13 protein-coding genes are annotated in these 17,105 nt (G+C 45.9%); all 13 read right to left on the bottom strand.

The genetic code is table 11. The features are described 5' to 3' along the window. Positions 1-99: 99 nt before the first annotated feature. Positions 100-1,611 (bottom strand): DHA2 family efflux MFS transporter permease subunit, encoded by a 1,512-nt coding sequence (locus BLV50_RS10230; protein WP_063563169.1) that lies wholly within the window; start codon positions 1,609-1,611, stop codon positions 100-102. Then, positions 1,608-2,054: a MarR family winged helix-turn-helix transcriptional regulator gene (locus BLV50_RS10235; RefSeq protein WP_063563170.1), complete on the bottom strand. Its 447-nt coding sequence runs from the start codon at positions 2,052-2,054 to the stop codon at positions 1,608-1,610. The genes BLV50_RS10230 and BLV50_RS10235 overlap by 4 nt, the downstream gene beginning before the upstream one ends. Before the next feature lie 242 nt (positions 2,055-2,296). After that, positions 2,297-2,734, bottom strand: a complete 438-nt coding sequence (locus BLV50_RS10240) for a MarR family winged helix-turn-helix transcriptional regulator (RefSeq protein ID WP_063563171.1) — start codon at positions 2,732-2,734, stop codon at positions 2,297-2,299. Positions 2,735-2,963: 229 nt separating this feature from the next. Then, positions 2,964-5,426 carry a DNA gyrase subunit A gene (gene gyrA / locus BLV50_RS10245; RefSeq protein WP_063563172.1) on the bottom strand — a complete coding sequence of 821 codons (2,463 nt, stop codon included), beginning with the start codon at positions 5,424-5,426 and terminating at the stop codon, positions 2,964-2,966. 12 nt (positions 5,427-5,438) lie between these two features. Further along, a complete protein-coding gene (gene parE / locus BLV50_RS10250; protein ID WP_063563173.1) occupies positions 5,439-7,418 on the bottom strand; it encodes a DNA topoisomerase IV subunit B in 1,980 nt (659 codons plus the stop codon). Positions 7,419-7,494: 76 nt separating this feature from the next. Beyond that, a complete protein-coding gene (locus tag BLV50_RS10255; RefSeq protein WP_063563174.1) occupies positions 7,495-8,484 on the bottom strand; it encodes an ABC transporter permease in 990 nt (329 codons plus the stop codon). Further along, positions 8,477-9,442 carry an ABC transporter ATP-binding protein gene (locus tag BLV50_RS10260; protein WP_063563175.1) on the bottom strand — a complete coding sequence of 322 codons (966 nt, stop codon included), beginning with the start codon at positions 9,440-9,442 and terminating at the stop codon, positions 8,477-8,479. Before BLV50_RS10260 ends, BLV50_RS10255 begins: the two co-directional genes overlap by 8 nt. Then, positions 9,443-10,309 (bottom strand): GDSL-type esterase/lipase family protein, encoded by an 867-nt coding sequence (locus tag BLV50_RS10265; RefSeq protein ID WP_063563176.1) that lies wholly within the window; start codon positions 10,307-10,309, stop codon positions 9,443-9,445. It lies immediately after the preceding gene. A 247-nt stretch (positions 10,310-10,556) separates the two neighbouring features. Next, positions 10,557-11,357, bottom strand: a complete 801-nt coding sequence (locus tag BLV50_RS10270) for a CAP domain-containing protein (protein WP_256337918.1) — start codon at positions 11,355-11,357, stop codon at positions 10,557-10,559. Between the two features lie 349 nt (positions 11,358-11,706). After that, positions 11,707-12,165: a GNAT family N-acetyltransferase gene (locus BLV50_RS10275; protein ID WP_062328403.1), complete on the bottom strand. Its 459-nt coding sequence runs from the start codon at positions 12,163-12,165 to the stop codon at positions 11,707-11,709. Further along, positions 12,155-13,342, bottom strand: a complete 1,188-nt coding sequence (purT, locus tag BLV50_RS10280; RefSeq protein WP_063563177.1) for a formate-dependent phosphoribosylglycinamide formyltransferase — start codon at positions 13,340-13,342, stop codon at positions 12,155-12,157. Before purT ends, BLV50_RS10275 begins: the two co-directional genes overlap by 11 nt. A 136-nt stretch (positions 13,343-13,478) precedes the next feature. Beyond that, a complete protein-coding gene (locus BLV50_RS10285) occupies positions 13,479-15,329 on the bottom strand; it encodes an ABC transporter ATP-binding protein (RefSeq protein ID WP_072733385.1) in 1,851 nt (616 codons plus the stop codon). Next, positions 15,326-17,098 (bottom strand): ABC transporter ATP-binding protein, encoded by a 1,773-nt coding sequence (locus BLV50_RS10290; RefSeq protein WP_063563179.1) that lies wholly within the window; start codon positions 17,096-17,098, stop codon positions 15,326-15,328. The genes BLV50_RS10285 and BLV50_RS10290 overlap by 4 nt, the downstream gene beginning before the upstream one ends. Positions 17,099-17,105: the final 7 nt, after the last annotated feature.

Raw genomic sequence — 17,105 nt, forward strand, 5'->3', positions numbered from 1 at the left:
CAAAACAAAAAGAGAGTTCAAGCAGTGTGATCTGCCTGAACTCTCTTTTGTATATATAAGACCTTTATTGAATGAATAATAACAGTAATCTAGGTTGATTTATGCTGTTGCATTCACTTTCTGTTGCTCAGTTGTTACATGTTCAGTAGCCGGTTTTGTTTTACGGATGAAGAAGGCCAGAACCAGAGCAACGACTGTCATTGCGGTCGCTATAATAAAAGCATAGTTTACCCCGTAGATGGTTGCATCTGCGGTAGCACGAAGCATTGCAGCCTTATCATCTGTAGCGATTTGGCCTGTAGCCAAGGTATCTGCCAGATGGGATTTCAACTTGCTACTCATAATCGTAACGAGAATCGCTGTACCAATCGCACCCGCAACCGTACGCAGTGTGTTGGACATCGCTGTACCATGCGCATTCAGACGCTGTGGCAGCTGATTCAGACCCGCTGTTTGAATTGGCATCATCAACATCGACATACCGAACATACGAGCTGTGTAGATAAACATCATGTAACCATAAGTAGTGTCGATCGACAGGCGGCTGAGCCCCCAAGTTGTGATAGCGGTAATTGCAAGACCGGCAACGGACAACCATCGCGCTCCGACTTTATCGAAGATGCGACCTGTGATTGGAGACATAATCCCCATCAAGATGGCGCCCGGCATCATCAGCAAACCGGATTCAATCGGTGAGAATCCACGAATATTTTGCAGGAAAATCGGAAGCAAAATCATACCTGCAAACATCGCCATCGTAACGAGCATGTTAATGATCGTTGTTAATGTATACATGTTGTATTTGAAAATACGGAACTCCAAGAGTGGATGATCGGTTGTCATCTGTCTAATCACGAACAGAATCAGGGATAACGCCCCTACGACCAGACAAGCAATTACAATTGCACTGCCCCATCCGTCTGTACCCGCATCACTGAAGCCGTACAGCAAGCTACCAAAACCGAGTGTGGATAAAATAACACCTGGATAGTCCAATTTAGGTTTGGATTGACGTGTTACATTTTTGACAAACGCAATACCGATTGCAGTTGCAATAACGGAGAATGGCAAAATGATATAGAACAACAGTCTCCAGGAATAATGCTCAACCACATAACCTGACAATGTTGGTCCAATGGCCGGAGCGAGAATCATCGCGATCCCCATTGTACCCATCGCCTGACCACGCTTCTCAATAGGGAAGATCGTCAAGAATACAACCGTCATCAGAGGCATCAGGATACCTGCACCTGCCGCTTGAATAACACGACCTACCATCAGGATAGCAAAGTTCGGACTTAAACCACAGACCAAGGTTCCTAATGTAAATAGCGTCATGGCTGTAATAAAAATTTGACGTGTGGAGAATTTAGCGATCAGATACGCCGTAACCGGAATCAACACACCATTGACGAGCATATAACCCGTAGTCAACCATTGTGCTTTGTTCGCTCCGATGCCGAGGTCCTCCATAATTTTAGGAAGAGCTACGTTCATCAAAGTTTGGTTCAGGAAGGCGACGAATGCACCGATTAACAATGCGGCCACAATCGGGCCTTTCCTAATGTTGTCCATCGCTGAGGATGGCGCTGCTGCTGCAGTAGTACTCATTGGTTGTTCATCTCTCTTCCTTCTAACTTTTCAATCATTTGATTATGAATTCTTAGCAGGTGCTCAAGGTCTTCCTTCGGGATATCCAGAATAGGTGACACTCGCTCCATCCACAAACGGTGTGTTTCCTCCTGAGCCTGTTCCCCTTTGTCCGTAATCTGAAGCTTTACAGATCGACGGTCCGAGTCGGATCGCGTTCGAACAATGTACTCACCCTTGACCAGACGCTCCACCACAGCGCTCATGGAGCTGCTGCCCATATGACAGAGATCAGCCACTTCATTGATACCAATCGAAGGGCGCTCCTTCAAAATGGATAACACCATAAATTGAATCGAAGTGAGCTCAATTTCCTTGTTTTCATTCCAGAATGCCCGGAAGAGCAGTTGATTGACCTGCCGAAACGAATTAATAATGTAGAATACTTCGTATGTGTCAGACATTAATTCACCCTTTTTACTTATGGAATATAATATTTCGTACACGAAATATCAGGGGAACAATTACTTATTATAACAAAAATATTTACATAGTCAACTCTTTACATATAAAATTTTAGAGATTATTCTTACCTATCCAAAGCAGGCAAAACTCTTTAAAGTACACATCAATAAAAAATAACCACAGCCCTCCTGCCTTTTCAGCAAGAGTTCCATGGTTACTATTATTCGTGCGTCCATCGTCTTTAAGATGTGGACAAGGCATGCTCTTTTGTTTTTGGTGTCGTCATTTTGCCTAATAGATAAACCAGCAACTGCTGGTTATGCATTGAAATGTTGCTGAGCACCGAATTCATAAATTCATTACGAATCGTGATTCCCCGTTCGGTCTCCATGCGTCCCTTATCAGATAAGGATACCCATACAATTCGTCGATCCTGATCATCCCGATCCCGGCGAATCAGTCCGTTTTTTTCCATACGATCCAACAACATCGTTACTGCTGCGGGTGTTGTAGCCAGAAAAGGGATCAGATCGGATGGTTTCATCTTCTCGTGATCCTCAAGAACCTCCAGTACGGCCAGCTGCGCCTCTGTTAACGAGGGTGCCAGCTCATGATCCATATGCAGCTTGTAGTCCTTAGTCAGCCTCGACCAGCACTTGGCAAAATCGGAATTATACATCTTGAATCGCTCCTCTCTGCAACCGGTTATCACTTCACCTGCTTAAGTTTTCGCCCTTCAAAGCCGCATTCCTGCTGCCTTTTTTCAATTTCCCAGCGATCGACCGTAATCGACGAAGGTTGTTAAACTTCGCATGGAGGTCCTCTTTTAATCCGCGTTTGAACAACAAAATAAGACTCCTCACATGACAGGTTTCCCTGCTCTGCAAAGAGTCTTTATTGAATCCTTATTAGGAGGAAGAAGCTGCCTGATTCTCTGTGAGATCCATGATAAGCTCCACAATTTCATCCTGTTTATCCACATGCACAAGCAATTTACCAATATGTTTCCGTTCAGTAATAGGTACAGCTTCGGAAGAAATGTGATGTGTTTGACCTTCCTTGGTCATCACCGTTACATTCCGTTGTTCCCGACAATAGAACGCTCCGGCAATTCGGCTACCGTTCGGTTTTACCCGTTTGCCTTCCTTGAATTCAAATGTTGCCAGTCCTTTGCCGCCACGGCTCTGCAGAGCATAATCCAGCAGTAACGAGCGTTTTCCATAACCCAAGTCAGACAATATAGCAACCTCGCCTTCATCGCCTTCCACCCACAGAACAGATACGACTTCATCCGTTTCTTTTAACTGAATACCACGTACGCCTCCAGACACACGACCCATCGGATTTACTTCATCCTCACGGAAACGGATGGCCATGGCTTCTTTGGTGATCAGCATGATGTCCTTGCCACCTGTACTCAGATGAACGGATAATACCTCATCATCCTTGCCGACTTTGCATGCGGCTACTGCGCCAGAACGCTTGGTGACGTATTCCTTCAGCTCGGTACGTTTAACCTGTCCTTTGCGAGTGACAAAGACCAGACTGTGATCCGGCTCTTCGAAAGATTTAACAGCAAGCACACTTGAGATTCGATCGTCTTTTGCCAGAGGAATGACGTTGACGATCGCCGTCCCCGGATCTTTCCACTTGAATTCCGGTACCTGATGCACAGGCAACAGGAAATACTGGCCTTTCTTCGTAAATACCAGCAAATTCTCAAGCGTGTTTACTTCAAGGACCTGAGCGATATAATCGCCTTCCTTCACACCACTTGCGTTACGTTCCCCGCCGGATCGTGTGAATGATTGCATGCCTGTACGCTTGATGTATCCCTCTTTGGACAATGTGACAAATACATCTTCTGCGTTCACCAGCACTTCCAGATTAACCTTGAGTTCTTCTACTTCGCCTTGAATGGCTGAGCGACGATCAATTCCGTATTTCTCACGAATCTCCATCAGTTCTTTACGAATGACTCCGATCAGCTTGCGGTCACTATCCAGAATGGAACGTAATTGCGCGATCTTCTTCATCAGTTCGCCAAGTTCCTTTTCCAGAGAAGTAATCTCCAGATTAGTCAATCGGTATAATTGCAAAGTCAGAATGGAATCCGCTTGACGTTCGGAGAAACCAAACATCCACATCAGGTTATTTTGAGCATCCTGACGGTTCTTCGAAGCTTTAATAGCCGCAATGACCTCATCAAGGATGTTAAGAGCTTTTACCAGACCTTCCAAGACATGTGCACGGTCTTCCGCCTTCTCCAGCTCAAAGCGGGTACGGAACGTCACAACTTCACGCTGATGGGCAATATAAGCCTCGAGGATTGATTTCAATCCCAATTGCTGAGGGGCTTTGTTTACAATCGCAACCATGTTGAAGTTGTAAGTGACCTGCAAGTCGGTTTTCTTCAGCAAATAAGCCAAAATACCTTGTGCATCCGCTTCTTTTTTCAGCTCAACCACGATTCGCAGGCCTTCACGCCCACTCTCATCCCGTACTTCGGCGATTCCTTCAACCTTTTTCTCCAGCCGAATGTTCTCCATCGCTGTAACCAGACGGGATTTTACGACCTGATAAGGAATCTCAGTAATGACGATTTGCTGTTTGCCACCGCGCATATTCTCGATATCGGTTTTGGACCGGAGATAGATCCGTCCTTTACCTGTGCGATATGCATCCAGAATTCCGTCGCCGCCCATGATTAATCCGCCTGTCGGAAAATCCGGACCTTTGATAAACATCATAATCTCGTCCAGTTCAATCGACGGCTTCTCCATCACGGCAATACAAGCATCAATGGTTTCACGCAAATTATGTGGAGGGATCTCCGTTGCAAACCCGGAGGAAATCCCACTTACGCCGTTGACCAGCAGGTTCGGATAACGCGATGGTAATACAACCGGTTCTTTGGCCGTATTATCAAAATTATCCTTAAACAGAACAGTCCGTTTCTCGATGTCGCGAAGCATCTCCATAGCGATGGACGACAAACGGGCCTCTGTATAACGCATCGCTGCAGCCGGATCATCATCCTGTGATCCCCAGTTACCATGACCGTCCACGAGCATATGGCCCATTTTCCATGGCTGTGCCATCCGCACCATACCTTCATAGATGGAGGAGTCCCCGTGAGGATGGTAGTTACCCATGACATCCCCAACGGTTTTGGCTGACTTACGATATGGTTTCTCCGGCGTATTTCCTGAATCGTACATGGCGTACAGAATACGCCGCTGCACAGGCTTCAAACCATCCCGTACATCGGGAATGGCCCGGTCCTGAATAATGTATTTAGAGTAGCGACCGAAACGGTCACCTACGACCTCTTCGAGAAAGGCCGGCATAAATTGTTCTGATAGGCTCATTCCAAGCACCTTCTATTCTTCGTACTCTGTAAAGTCGACATTCTCTACAATCCAGCGTTTGCGTGGATCAACTTTATCACCCATAAGCGTAGATACTCGACGCTCCGCTTTCGCTGCATCAACGATCTGTACCTTGAGCAATGCACGTGTTTCCGGGTTCATTGTAGTCTCCCACAGTTGATCCGGATTCATCTCGCCAAGCCCTTTATAACGTTGGAGCTCCACATTGGTTCCAAATTCTTTCATGTAATTCGCCAGCTCTTCATCGGTCCAGGCATAACGTACACTTGCCATTTTGCCGGATTTGCGCGTGAGTTTGTAAAGCGGCGGCTGAGCAATATATATTTTTCCTGCATCAATTAACGGTTTCATGTAGCGGTAAAAGAAAGTCAGCAATAGTACCTGAATATGTGCACCATCCGTATCAGCATCCGTCATAATTATGATTTTGGAATAATTGCTGTCTTCAACTGCGAATTCGGTTCCAATACCCGCCCCGATCGCCGATGTAATGGCGCGGTATTCTTCGTTTTTGAGGATATCAGCCAACTTCGCTTTTTCCGGATTGAGCGGTTTCCCCTTAAGCGGGAGTATCGCCTGGATCTTGGAGTCACGCCCCTGTTTGGCTGAACCGCCTGCGGAATCCCCTTCGACGATAAACAGTTCATTCCGGGTAAAATCCTTCGATTGTGCCGGAGTCAACTTGCCATTGAGGTTGGAGCTTTCGCTGCGTTTTTTGCCCGTCCGCATCTCATCACGTGCTTTGCGTGCAGCTTCTCTGGCTCTGGAGGCCTGAACCGCTTTGCGAATCAACGTTTGCGCAACCTGCGGGTTTTCTTCCAAAAACCGCTGGATGTTCTCGGACACGACAGAATCCACTGCGCTTCGCGCGGAAGCGCTACCGAGTTGATCCTTCGTTTGTCCTACGAATTCGACCTCCGACATTTTGACACTGATGACAGCCATCATGCCTTCACGCAAATCATTACCTTCAAGGTTTTTATCTTTTTCCTTAATCATGCTGGTACGCCTTGCGTAATCATTCATCACACGTGTATAAGCTGCTCTGAATCCGGTCTCATGTGTACCGCCACCTCTAGTGGGAATCGAGTTGACGAACGACGCCAGCGTTTCCGTATAACCCGCGTTATACTGGATCGCCACTTCGACCTCAATGTCATCCTTCTCCGCATAGAAGTGAATGACATCATGCAGCACATCTTTATTTTCGTTAAGAAAAGCAACAAACTGGCTTGCTCCGCCTTCGTACATGTACTCATCCTGATTGCCTGAACGTTCGTCCTTGAGCATAATTCTCAGCCCCGAGTTCAGGAAAGCAATCTCCTGAAGACGTTCTGCCAGTGTATCATAATTAAATTGAATGCCGCTCTGGAACACGCGAATATCCGGTTTAAACGTAACTTTGGTTCCCGTTCGATTGGTATTGCCCAATACTTCGAGACCAGACACCGGTTCTCCGACATGCTCAACGCCTTTTTTGTCCTGCCAATACTCGAATCGTTGACGATGAATCTTGCCATCACGGAAAATCTCGACTTCAAGCCATTCGGACAATGCGTTCGTAACTGACGCACCTACACCGTGCAAACCGCCTGATTTTTTGTATCCTGATCCACCGAACTTTCCGCCTGCGTGCAAAATCGTAAACACGACCTGGGGAGTAGGAATCCCTGTTTTATGTATACCTGTCGGAATTCCCCTTCCGTTATCCTGAACCGTAATAGAACCGTCCTTATGCAGCGTGATATCGATTTTGGAGCAGAATTTGGCGAGATGTTCGTCGACAGCGTTATCCACGATTTCCCATACCAAATGATGTAGACCCGAAGAGCTGGTGCTGCCGATGTACATCCCCGGCCGTTTCCGTACCGCTACCAGTCCTTCAAGTACTTGAATGTCGTCCGCGTCGTAGCCTGAAGACCCTTGTCCTCCGCCTGTCGAACCTGCCGACATATCGATTTGCTCGACCATTCATGCTCCCCCTTCTTAACTTGCAACTAAAAAAATGCCTAAAATGCAAACAGATGTTTTCTTATCCTTGTCCATTTTAATTCAAGATATCCCGTTTCGTAAAGACAATGAATGACACAAAGAGTGAAGCAATGCCCCAAACACTAAGCACAATAAGGGAAAAACCTAAATTCATCCCTTCGATTGGTGGCAATCCGCCAGACAAATAATTTGGAAGTTCGAGGTTAACCATGAACAAATATTTGGCTGACTGCCAGGATGCGGCCATACTGGTGAGAATAGTTCCTGCTATGAGTGCTGCCATCATGATGACAATACTTGCTGCTGTACTTCGCACTAGCACAGAGACCATGAAGGCAAGCATCGCCACAATTATACTGACGAACCAGATGAGCCCTGCCTGCATTAGCATATACAACCACTGGTCCACTGCATGGACTGCTGACATATCGACATCTGTACCCACAACCTTGAATCCGGTAAAGATCGGCATACCGAAACCTTTATATCCGAATACCGCTCCCGAAATGACATAACAGATGACGTACGCCGACACCACAATAATCGACACGAACATAATCAACGTGATGAGCTTACTCAGCAACACTTTCCAACGTTTGACCGGACGGGTCAGAAGCATTTTAATCGTACCTGTGGTGCGCTCACCGGATACCAGATCCGAGGCAATCGCCATAATGAGCAGTGGTATAAACAATCCAACGGCGTTATTCATGAATTCCCGCGTAAAAGTTACACCGCCAGGCTCCTTCGGATTGATGTCATTCTCCAGATAGTATTGCATTTGCTGGATGTACACAGTCCTGTACTTTTTGTATTCTTCAGGTACCCGGTCACTGCCAAGCGAGTTCTGATTATCCGTAATGGCTTGTTGCAGCTCAAGCCGCCAGTCGCCGCCAAACTTGTCACGATTATTTTCCGCAGATTTCATCTGGGCATACGTAAACATCGGAACCAGGACCGCGAGTACGATAAAAATAATATAAAGACGTTTTTTCTTTACCATTTTGATCGTTTCGTTTCGGATCAGCGGCATGATGTTACTCAATGGATTCACCTTCTGTCATTTTTAAGAATAGCTGTTCCAGCGTAGGCTGAATCCGCTGCACTCCTTCAACCTGAATTCCGGCTTGCACCATTTGCTGGACTAGGGCCGGAATTCGATCTTCATGCATTTCAGCAACGACAGCATTCGGACCAAGCCCTGCAACAATGGTATCGTCCATAACATCTGCAGGCCGATCCACCAAGGAAACACCTGCATTCAACAGCATTTTTTTACCTTCCTCCAGCGGAGTAACATGCCATATCGCCAATTTGGAATGGTCTTCAATCAGTTCATTGACGCCGCCAACTGCCAGCACGCGCCCTGCACTTATAATCGCCACCCTGTCACAGAGAAGTTGAATCTCACTAAGCAAATGACTGCTGACGAATACAGCCATGCCTTCACTTGCAAGCTGTTTGATAAAGACGCGAAGTTCCTTAATCCCTTTGGGATCAAGTCCGTTCGTTGGCTCATCCAGAATCAGCAGCCTTGGGCGACCAAGCAATGCCTGTGCAATGCCAAGTCGTTGACGCATCCCCAGAGAGTAGGTTCTTACTTTATCATGAATCCGCTGATCGAGGCGTACAATATCCACAACTTCCTGAATACGGTCATTATCCACGCCTGGCTGCATACGGGCAAAATGCTCAAGATTTTCCCATCCGGTCAAATACGTGTACACTTCCGGGTTTTCAACAATGGAACCCACATATCTCAGGGCCCTTTCAGGATCACGGTTGACATCATACCCACAGACTTGAATTTTACCTTCTGTCGGTTTAATTAAATCAACTAACATCCGGATGGTTGTTGTCTTCCCGGCACCATTGGGTCCCAGGAAACCGAAAATTTCGCCTGGTTTAACGTCAAAAGTAACATCCTTAATGATCCATTTGCGTCCAATCTTTTTCTTCAGATGCTGCACGGACAATACGGAATCAGTCTGTTCTTGTGCCATTTATTTTCCGCTCCCTTCTGCTGGAGTCTCTGCCTGATATTCCTGTGCAATCCGAACCGCAATTTGCTCGTAGCCTTCTCCATTGGGATGAAAATGATCTGACGACAGATATTGTCCCAGATGATTTTCAAACAGATCAAATGTAGGTACAAGTGTCATCTTGTCCTCATTGTTCAGAACCTTCATTGCAGCATCGTTCCATGCAGCTACAACTGCATTTCCTGGCTCTTTGAGTTCTTTCACATCCCCAAACGGATTGTATAGCCCTATGTAGGCAATCTGTGCATCAGGGTTAATTTCTTTCACTTTCTTCAAGATCTCCTGCAAACGCTTCGACGTCTCCGGTAATGCCGCAGCAAGTGTCTCTGCCGTGGGCGCGTCTTCTCCCTGTAAAACCTGTCCACCCTGGAATAGATCATTGGCTCCGATCGACAACAGAATAAAGTTGGACTGTTGTAAGACATAACGTACGCCTTGTTCATCTAGCTTGCTCAACAATGCGTCTGTTCTCAAACCGTTCACACCCATATTGTTAAGCACTTGCACATCATATCCCTGATCTTTGAGCAAATTACCTGCCCGCCTTACAAAACCAAGCCCCTCATCATCCCCAGTACCTCTTGCCAGGGAATCACCGATTACAGCCATTCGAATTTTGCCATCTTTCACCACAGGTGTTGATTGCCCGCTATCCTTTGCAGGTGTCGTTGTCTGCTGTCCTGTACCTAATTGGGCATCTCCCTCAGGAAAAATGACGTCTTTAATGGCGTATCCAAATCCAAATAACAGCAGCAATGTTGTTAATATGGACACTGTACTAATGGTTCTCCAGATCCATGGCGCTGAATCAAGATTTCTTTTTTTCATTCATCACATCTCCGCTCATGTACACCTGGCTGGGTGCTTAAAATTTAAAATGATTTTACATTAAGATGACTCTTTTTCTAAATAACATAAATGTTCTGTCGTTAATTTGCAAATTTTGCCGCTGTATTAAGCAGAATTCAGTTTCAAATATGCTTTTACAAAAAAAAGCTATGTCATGCACAGCTTCGAGCTGTGATGACATAACCTTTTTTTGAACTAAAATCAAAATATTCTTCAATAAAATGAATTAGTTACCGATAAATTCTTGAGCCCAATATCCGTTGTAGAATCCAACACCAATTTTCGTAAAGTTTTTACTTAGGATATTCGCACGGTGGCCTTCGCTATTCATCCAAGCTGTAACAACCTCTTGAGGTGTTTTTTGCCCTTTTGCGATATTCTCGCCAGCATAGCTGTAAGTTACTCCGAATTGTTTCATCATGTCAAACGGAGAACCATAAGTCGGTGATTGGTGATCAAAATAATTGTTGTTGCTCATGTCTTTAACTTTGGCTACAGCCACTTTGTCCAAAAGAGCGTCGGAAGCCAATGCGCTCAGGCCAGCTTTGGCACGTTCAGCGTTCACAAGTTTTACTACTTGAGCTGCAAAATCCGATTGTGTGCTCTCGCTACCACTGTTGCTTGAATTGCCTGTATTGCCCGTAGTCGTTCCAGTTCCAGTTCCACTATTTGAAGGATCTTTGGTTGGTGTAGTTGCCGGTTTCTCTTCTTGAGAAGGTTTTGCAGGTGTTACCGGTTTTGCAGGTGTTGTCGGTTGAGCAGGTTTGGTAGTTTGATCAGGCTGTGTTACAGGCTTCTCTACTGTTGTTTGCCCCTCGCCAGTTGATACAGTGTAACCATTATCTTTCAGCCATTGTTCAATGTACGCTTTTAAGCTATCCGCACTCGTAATTTTAAACGTTGTAGTTTTAGTAGTTGTTTTATATGATGCATCTGCAGCAGAAGCGGAAGCAGGGAGCATAACCCCTACGGCGAGTACGGCTGTCAGACTGCTGGTTACCACGGTTTTCATCCATTTCTTCTTCAAATTCATTCATCTCCTTAGAAATATTAGTTATGACAACTTTGTAATTAATACTCTAGGAGTATATCAATTGAATAGTAGATTGTGAACCCATAAATTATGGAAAAGTAACTTTTTTGTCATTTTTAATCCTGTTTCAAAGAGGCGTGGACGGTTTATAGTACATTGCACCATATCCTGCAACTTGCTCTTAAAACACTGGTATATCAACTAAAACCCCAACCATCAACTTTAAAATACGGCATAAAAAAATGGCATCCGGACAAGAAATGCTTGCCGAATGCCACTTATCTTCTATTTATCATTCACCACACCAAAAACGTGAAGATCGCGATATAATAAAACTCTTTTTCTATAGAAGGACTTTACTGAAACGATAGCCTCTCTTTTGGAAACCAATATGCTCGTAGAAAGAATAGGTTGTTGAAGTCACTTCACGGTTCGCTCCGGTGACAAACAATTGTTTCCCACCTTGCTGTCTGCCCCAATCCTCGGCACGAGCCATCAGACGACGGCCAATTCCGCCCCCACGATGCTCTTGCCCTACAATCAAGGACGTAATTTGTGCGGCAGGTTCCGGATAGGCATGACTTTGCACACATTGCAAGCCAATCACACCAATAATCTGTTCATCCACTTCGGCAACAAGCATGCATGCGTTTGGATTGCTTTCCAAACATTCAATGCGCTCTTTCATGACATTGGCTGTTGTGGGATAGCTGACCTCTCGCATCAGTCCCGTTACCGCTTCAGCATCTCGCAGTTCACACTCTCGGATCATCAGTACAGGGGCCTCAACATTATTGGACATGATTTACCTCCACTTTCAGCATATTAGCGGCTTGTACCGCTGTTTTACGAGCTTCTTCCACATCTTGGCCGGCACTTAATGCTACGGCCATTCGGCGTCCCACTTTGGTCTCAGGTTTGCCAAATACACGAACCTGAGTACGAGGAAGCGCCAGTGCTTCTTCAATCCCGCCTACAGTAAAGTCAGATGTTTCATCATTAGCCTTCAGCGTTGCTGAAGCTCCCGGTGTCAGTAAATGTACACCTGTGACCGGAAAACCAAGAATTGCACGCACATGCAGCGCAAACTCGGAACTATCTTGCGTTACCATAGTAACCATGCCTGTATCATGCGGACGAGGCGATACCTCGCTGAACACAACTCCATCTGATGTCAGGAATAATTCGACCCCGAACAGTCCATAACCACCGAGTTCATCCGTAACCAACTTGGCAATATGACAAGCTTGTTCCCATTGCTCTGGTGTCATCGCATGAGGCTGCCACGATTCGACATAATCCCCATCTTTCTGAATATGACCGATCGGAGGACAAAATACAGTCCCTGAGACAGATCTAACAGTGAGCAGCGTAATTTCGCTGTCAAACTTCACAAAGCTTTCCACAATGACACGTACGGATTTGCCACGTGCTCCCGAAAGAGCAATGTTCCAGCAATCCTCTACGTCATCCGATGTACGGCATACACTCTGCCCTTTACCGGAAGAACTCATTAGTGGTTTGATGACGCATGGTGTACCCAATTCACGAACAGCTTCCTGAAGTTGTTCCAGGTTGTCCGCAAAAAGATAGGCCGCTGTCGGAAGGTTCAATTGTTCGGCTGCCAGACGGCGGATGCCTTCACGATCCATCGTTAAACGGGCAGCACGGGCCGTAGGAACGACACAAAATCCTTCTTCCTCAAGCTCGAGTAAAGCTTCTGTTGCGATTGCTTCAATCTCAGGTACGATGTAATGAGGTTGTTCCTTTCGGATCAATTGTTTCAGAGCTTCGGCATTTAACATGTCGATGCAGTAAGACCGATGCGCAACCTGCATGGCAGGTGCGTTTTCGTAACGATCAACAGCGATCGTCTCTACTCCCAGTCGTTGAGCCTCAATAACGACCTCTTTTCCCAATTCTCCGCTGCCCAGTAGCAGCATTTTTTTGGCTTGAGCCGAAAATGGAGCACCCCACATGTTCTTTCCAATCCTCCCAAAGAGAAATCTTCTATATCTATCTCTCTATTTTCGGGGTTTTGGTTAAAGAATGCAAGAGTGCTCCCTATTTTTCTTGTGAATTTTACAAGATTTTTTGTGTTTTTTCGATCAATTTTTACAAAAATCTGTATTGAGCTTCTATTAACCCATTATAAACTCCTTGTTTCTGGATAAGTTGCTCATGGTTTCCTTCTTCCTTGATTTCACCATGATCCAGCACGATAATGTTATCCGCATTTCGGATCGTGGAGAGACGGTGGGCCACCATAAAGGAAGTTCTTCCTTTCAGCAACACTTTCAAAGCCTCCTGAATTTTGAGCTCTGTTTCGGTGTCGATGCTGGCAGTTGCTTCATCCAAAATCAAGATTCGAGGGTCAGCCAGCAAGGCACGGGCAAAGGATAACAATTGCCGCTGTCCCATCGATAATACATTCCCGCGTTCTTCGACTTCCGTATCGTATCCACCCGGCAGCTTCATAATAAATTCATGGGCATTAACTGCCTTCGCAGCTTCTTCCACTTCTTCATTGGTTGCATCAAGCCGTCCAAAACGAATATTATCCCGAATGGTGCCAGAGAAGATAAACGTGTCCTGCAACACAATACTGATCTGGCTGCGCAGACTTTCAACCGTTACATCCCTTACATCCTGACCATCAATGGTGAGACGTCCGCCTGATATGTCATAGAATCGGCTGATGAGATTGATAATGGTACTTTTACCTGAACCCGTATGACCTACAAGTGCAATCGATTGTCCGGCATCTGCAGCGAAACTGATTCCCTTCAGCGCCTGTCTGCCCTTCTCATATTCAAACACCACATTGTCGAATACAATATCTCCTTTAATAGAAGCAAGCGGCTTGGCTCCAGGTTTATCCGCAATACTTGGCTCCTCATCCATAAACTCAAAAATCCGTTCGGAGGAAGCCATGGCAACGAGCAACTGATTGTACATCTGTCCCAGACGGTTAATCGGGTCCCAGAAGTTGCCGACATAGTTAGCAAAAGCTACGAGCAATCCGATTGTCAGCTGCCCTTCTTGAATCAGATAAGCACCAAACCAGAACAGGATTAACGTACCGAAGCCGCCCGTAATTTCAATCAGAGGACCAAAGCCTTGGTTCATGGCCGATGCTCTATCCCATGATTTTTTGCTGGACAGATTCATGTTGTCAAAATACTTCATGTTTTCTTTTTCCTGCGTATAGGCCTGAGTCACACGAATCCCCTGAATGGATTCATTCAAATGGGAGTTGATGCGTGAGTTCTTCATACGTACATCCTGCCAGGCACGGCGGATCAGCACACGCAGTTTGGTCGAAATAATAAACATGAGCGGAACCGTAATAATGACCGCGAGGCCCAGTTTCCAGTTGATCAGCAGCAAAATGACGATAATCCCCAACAACTGCACACAGTCAATCATGACATTGACCGCACCGTTGGTGAACAGATCCTGCAGGGAGTTGATATCATTGGTGACACGCACCAATACCGAGCCCGCAGGTCTTTTGTCAAAGAAGTTAAAGGACAGCTTCTGGATGTGTTTGAACAAATCCGAGCGAAGATCGTAAATGACCCGTTGCCCGATAATGTTCGTCAATTTGATTCGGTACGTATTAGCCGCCCATTGAATCAGATACAACACAAGTACAGAACCAGCAATAATATAAAGCATCGTCAAGCTTGGCAAACCCGTTGCAGGTGCAATTGCTTTATCAATCGCCAAACTGATCAAAAATGGAACGGACAATTTCGTAATGGTACCCAAAATCATCATTAGAATAATGAGTGGCAAGAGTTGTCTTGCATAAGGTTTCATGTAAGCGAACAAACGTCCGAACTCACGCCAGTTAAACGGTTTTTCAATTATTTCGTCGTCCTGATATACAAAACGTTCATTCATTTTCTTATCAGAGGTCTCTTTGACCTCGCGCCTATCAGCTACCGTTTCGGCACTCATGAATTCACCTGCTCCCCAGCCTCCCGCTTACCGCGGGCAATATAATCTGCGTATTGAATCTCATATACGTCCCGGTAAGGTCCAGGCTCTTCAATGAGACGTTTGTGTGTGCCACGTTGAACGACACGTCCTTCATCCAGTACCAGAATCTCATCTGCGTGACGCAAGGAAGAGATCCGATGCGCAATGATAAACGTCGTTCTTCCACGCATGACTTCCTGGAATCCGGATTGAATTTCATGTTCGGTCTCCATGTCGACTGCACTGGTTGCATCATCCAGAACGAGAATTTTCGGGTTTTTCAGCAGAGCTCTAGCAATTGCAATCCGCTGTTTTTGTCCTCCCGACAAGCCCATTCCCCGCTCCCCGACGACCGTATCGTATCCTTCAGGGAATTCCATGATGAATTCATGTGCTTTGGCCAGTTTGGCTGCACGGATAATTTCATCCATGGTTACATTTTTGAGTCCATATGAAATGTTGTTGCGAATGCTGGAAGAGAACAGGAACGTTTCCTGGAACACAGAAGCAATCTGACTCCGCAGGCTGCGAATTCCAATGTCCTTAATATTTTTTCCGTCCAGCTTGATGGTGCCCGAGTTCACGTTGTATGCACGCATCAGGAGCTGAATAATAGTTGATTTACCCGAGCCTGTTCCTCCCAGGAAGCCAATGACGGAGCCCGGTGGCGCATCAAAGTTAATATCGGTCACTGCCGGCATTTTATTGCCGTAAGCAAAGGTAACGGATTCAAAGGCCACATGCCCTTTGACTTGATCAGCCTCTACAATGACCGGATCTTCTGTCTCTTGTACATCTACCGGCGTATTCAAAAGTTCCAACACCCGTTCACCCGATGCTTTGGATTGCGTATAGTTATTGATATGGAAGCCAAGGTTCCACATTGGACCGATTATGTACCAGATCAAACTGAAAAAGGCAACGAGTTCACCGAGTGTTAACGTTTTCTGAATAACCATGTTTCCGCCAATGAGGAGCAGAAGAACTACGCTGACCGAAGCGAGAATCTCCATGATCGGAAAGTATTGACTCCATAATGTTGCTGCATGAATCTGGTTCGTTTTATAACGCTCGTTACGGACGGCAAACTTCTCCACTTCGTGAGGCTCACGTGCAAATGACTTTACAGTACGCACACCTGTAATATTCTCCTGTACTGCTGTCGTCAAAGAGCTGAGTGCCAGCCGCATTTCTTGGAATGCAGGGTGAATTCGGGATTCGAATCTCAGCGCAACGAAGGCAAGCAGAGGAATACATATGAGCGTTAGCAAGGTAAGCTTCCAACTCATGGTCATCATCATGATTGCGCCGAATACGACCATCAGAACCATGTTGAGAATTTGAGCGAAGCCAAATCCGATAAAGTTACGGATCGCTTCGAGATCTCCCGTGAGGCGGGACATCAAGTCTCCCGTTTTGGCCGTGTCGTAATACCGGAAGGATAAAAATTGAAGCTTTTCGTAACAAGCGTTACGAAGTCGGTACGCCAGGAAGTTTCCGAGACGCCCTCCAAAAAGACCATGTAAAAACTGCATTCCCGCTTTCAGAATAACGACACCTAATACCGTTAAAGCAAGTTTGGGAACGTCTTCAAAATTGCGCGGAGTGATGACGTCATCAATCAGTATCCTTAGCATGTTCGGATACACCAGTCCAAGCGCGGTCGCTATGGCGAGGCATAAGATCGATAAAAATAAATACGAGCGCTTCTCCCAGAAAAAGATCTGCAATTGCCTGAGAACATCCATGTCTCTC

Source organism: Paenibacillus sp. 276b (assembly GCF_900107875.1).
Lineage (GTDB): Bacteria > Bacillota > Bacilli > Paenibacillales > Paenibacillaceae > Paenibacillus > Paenibacillus marchantiae.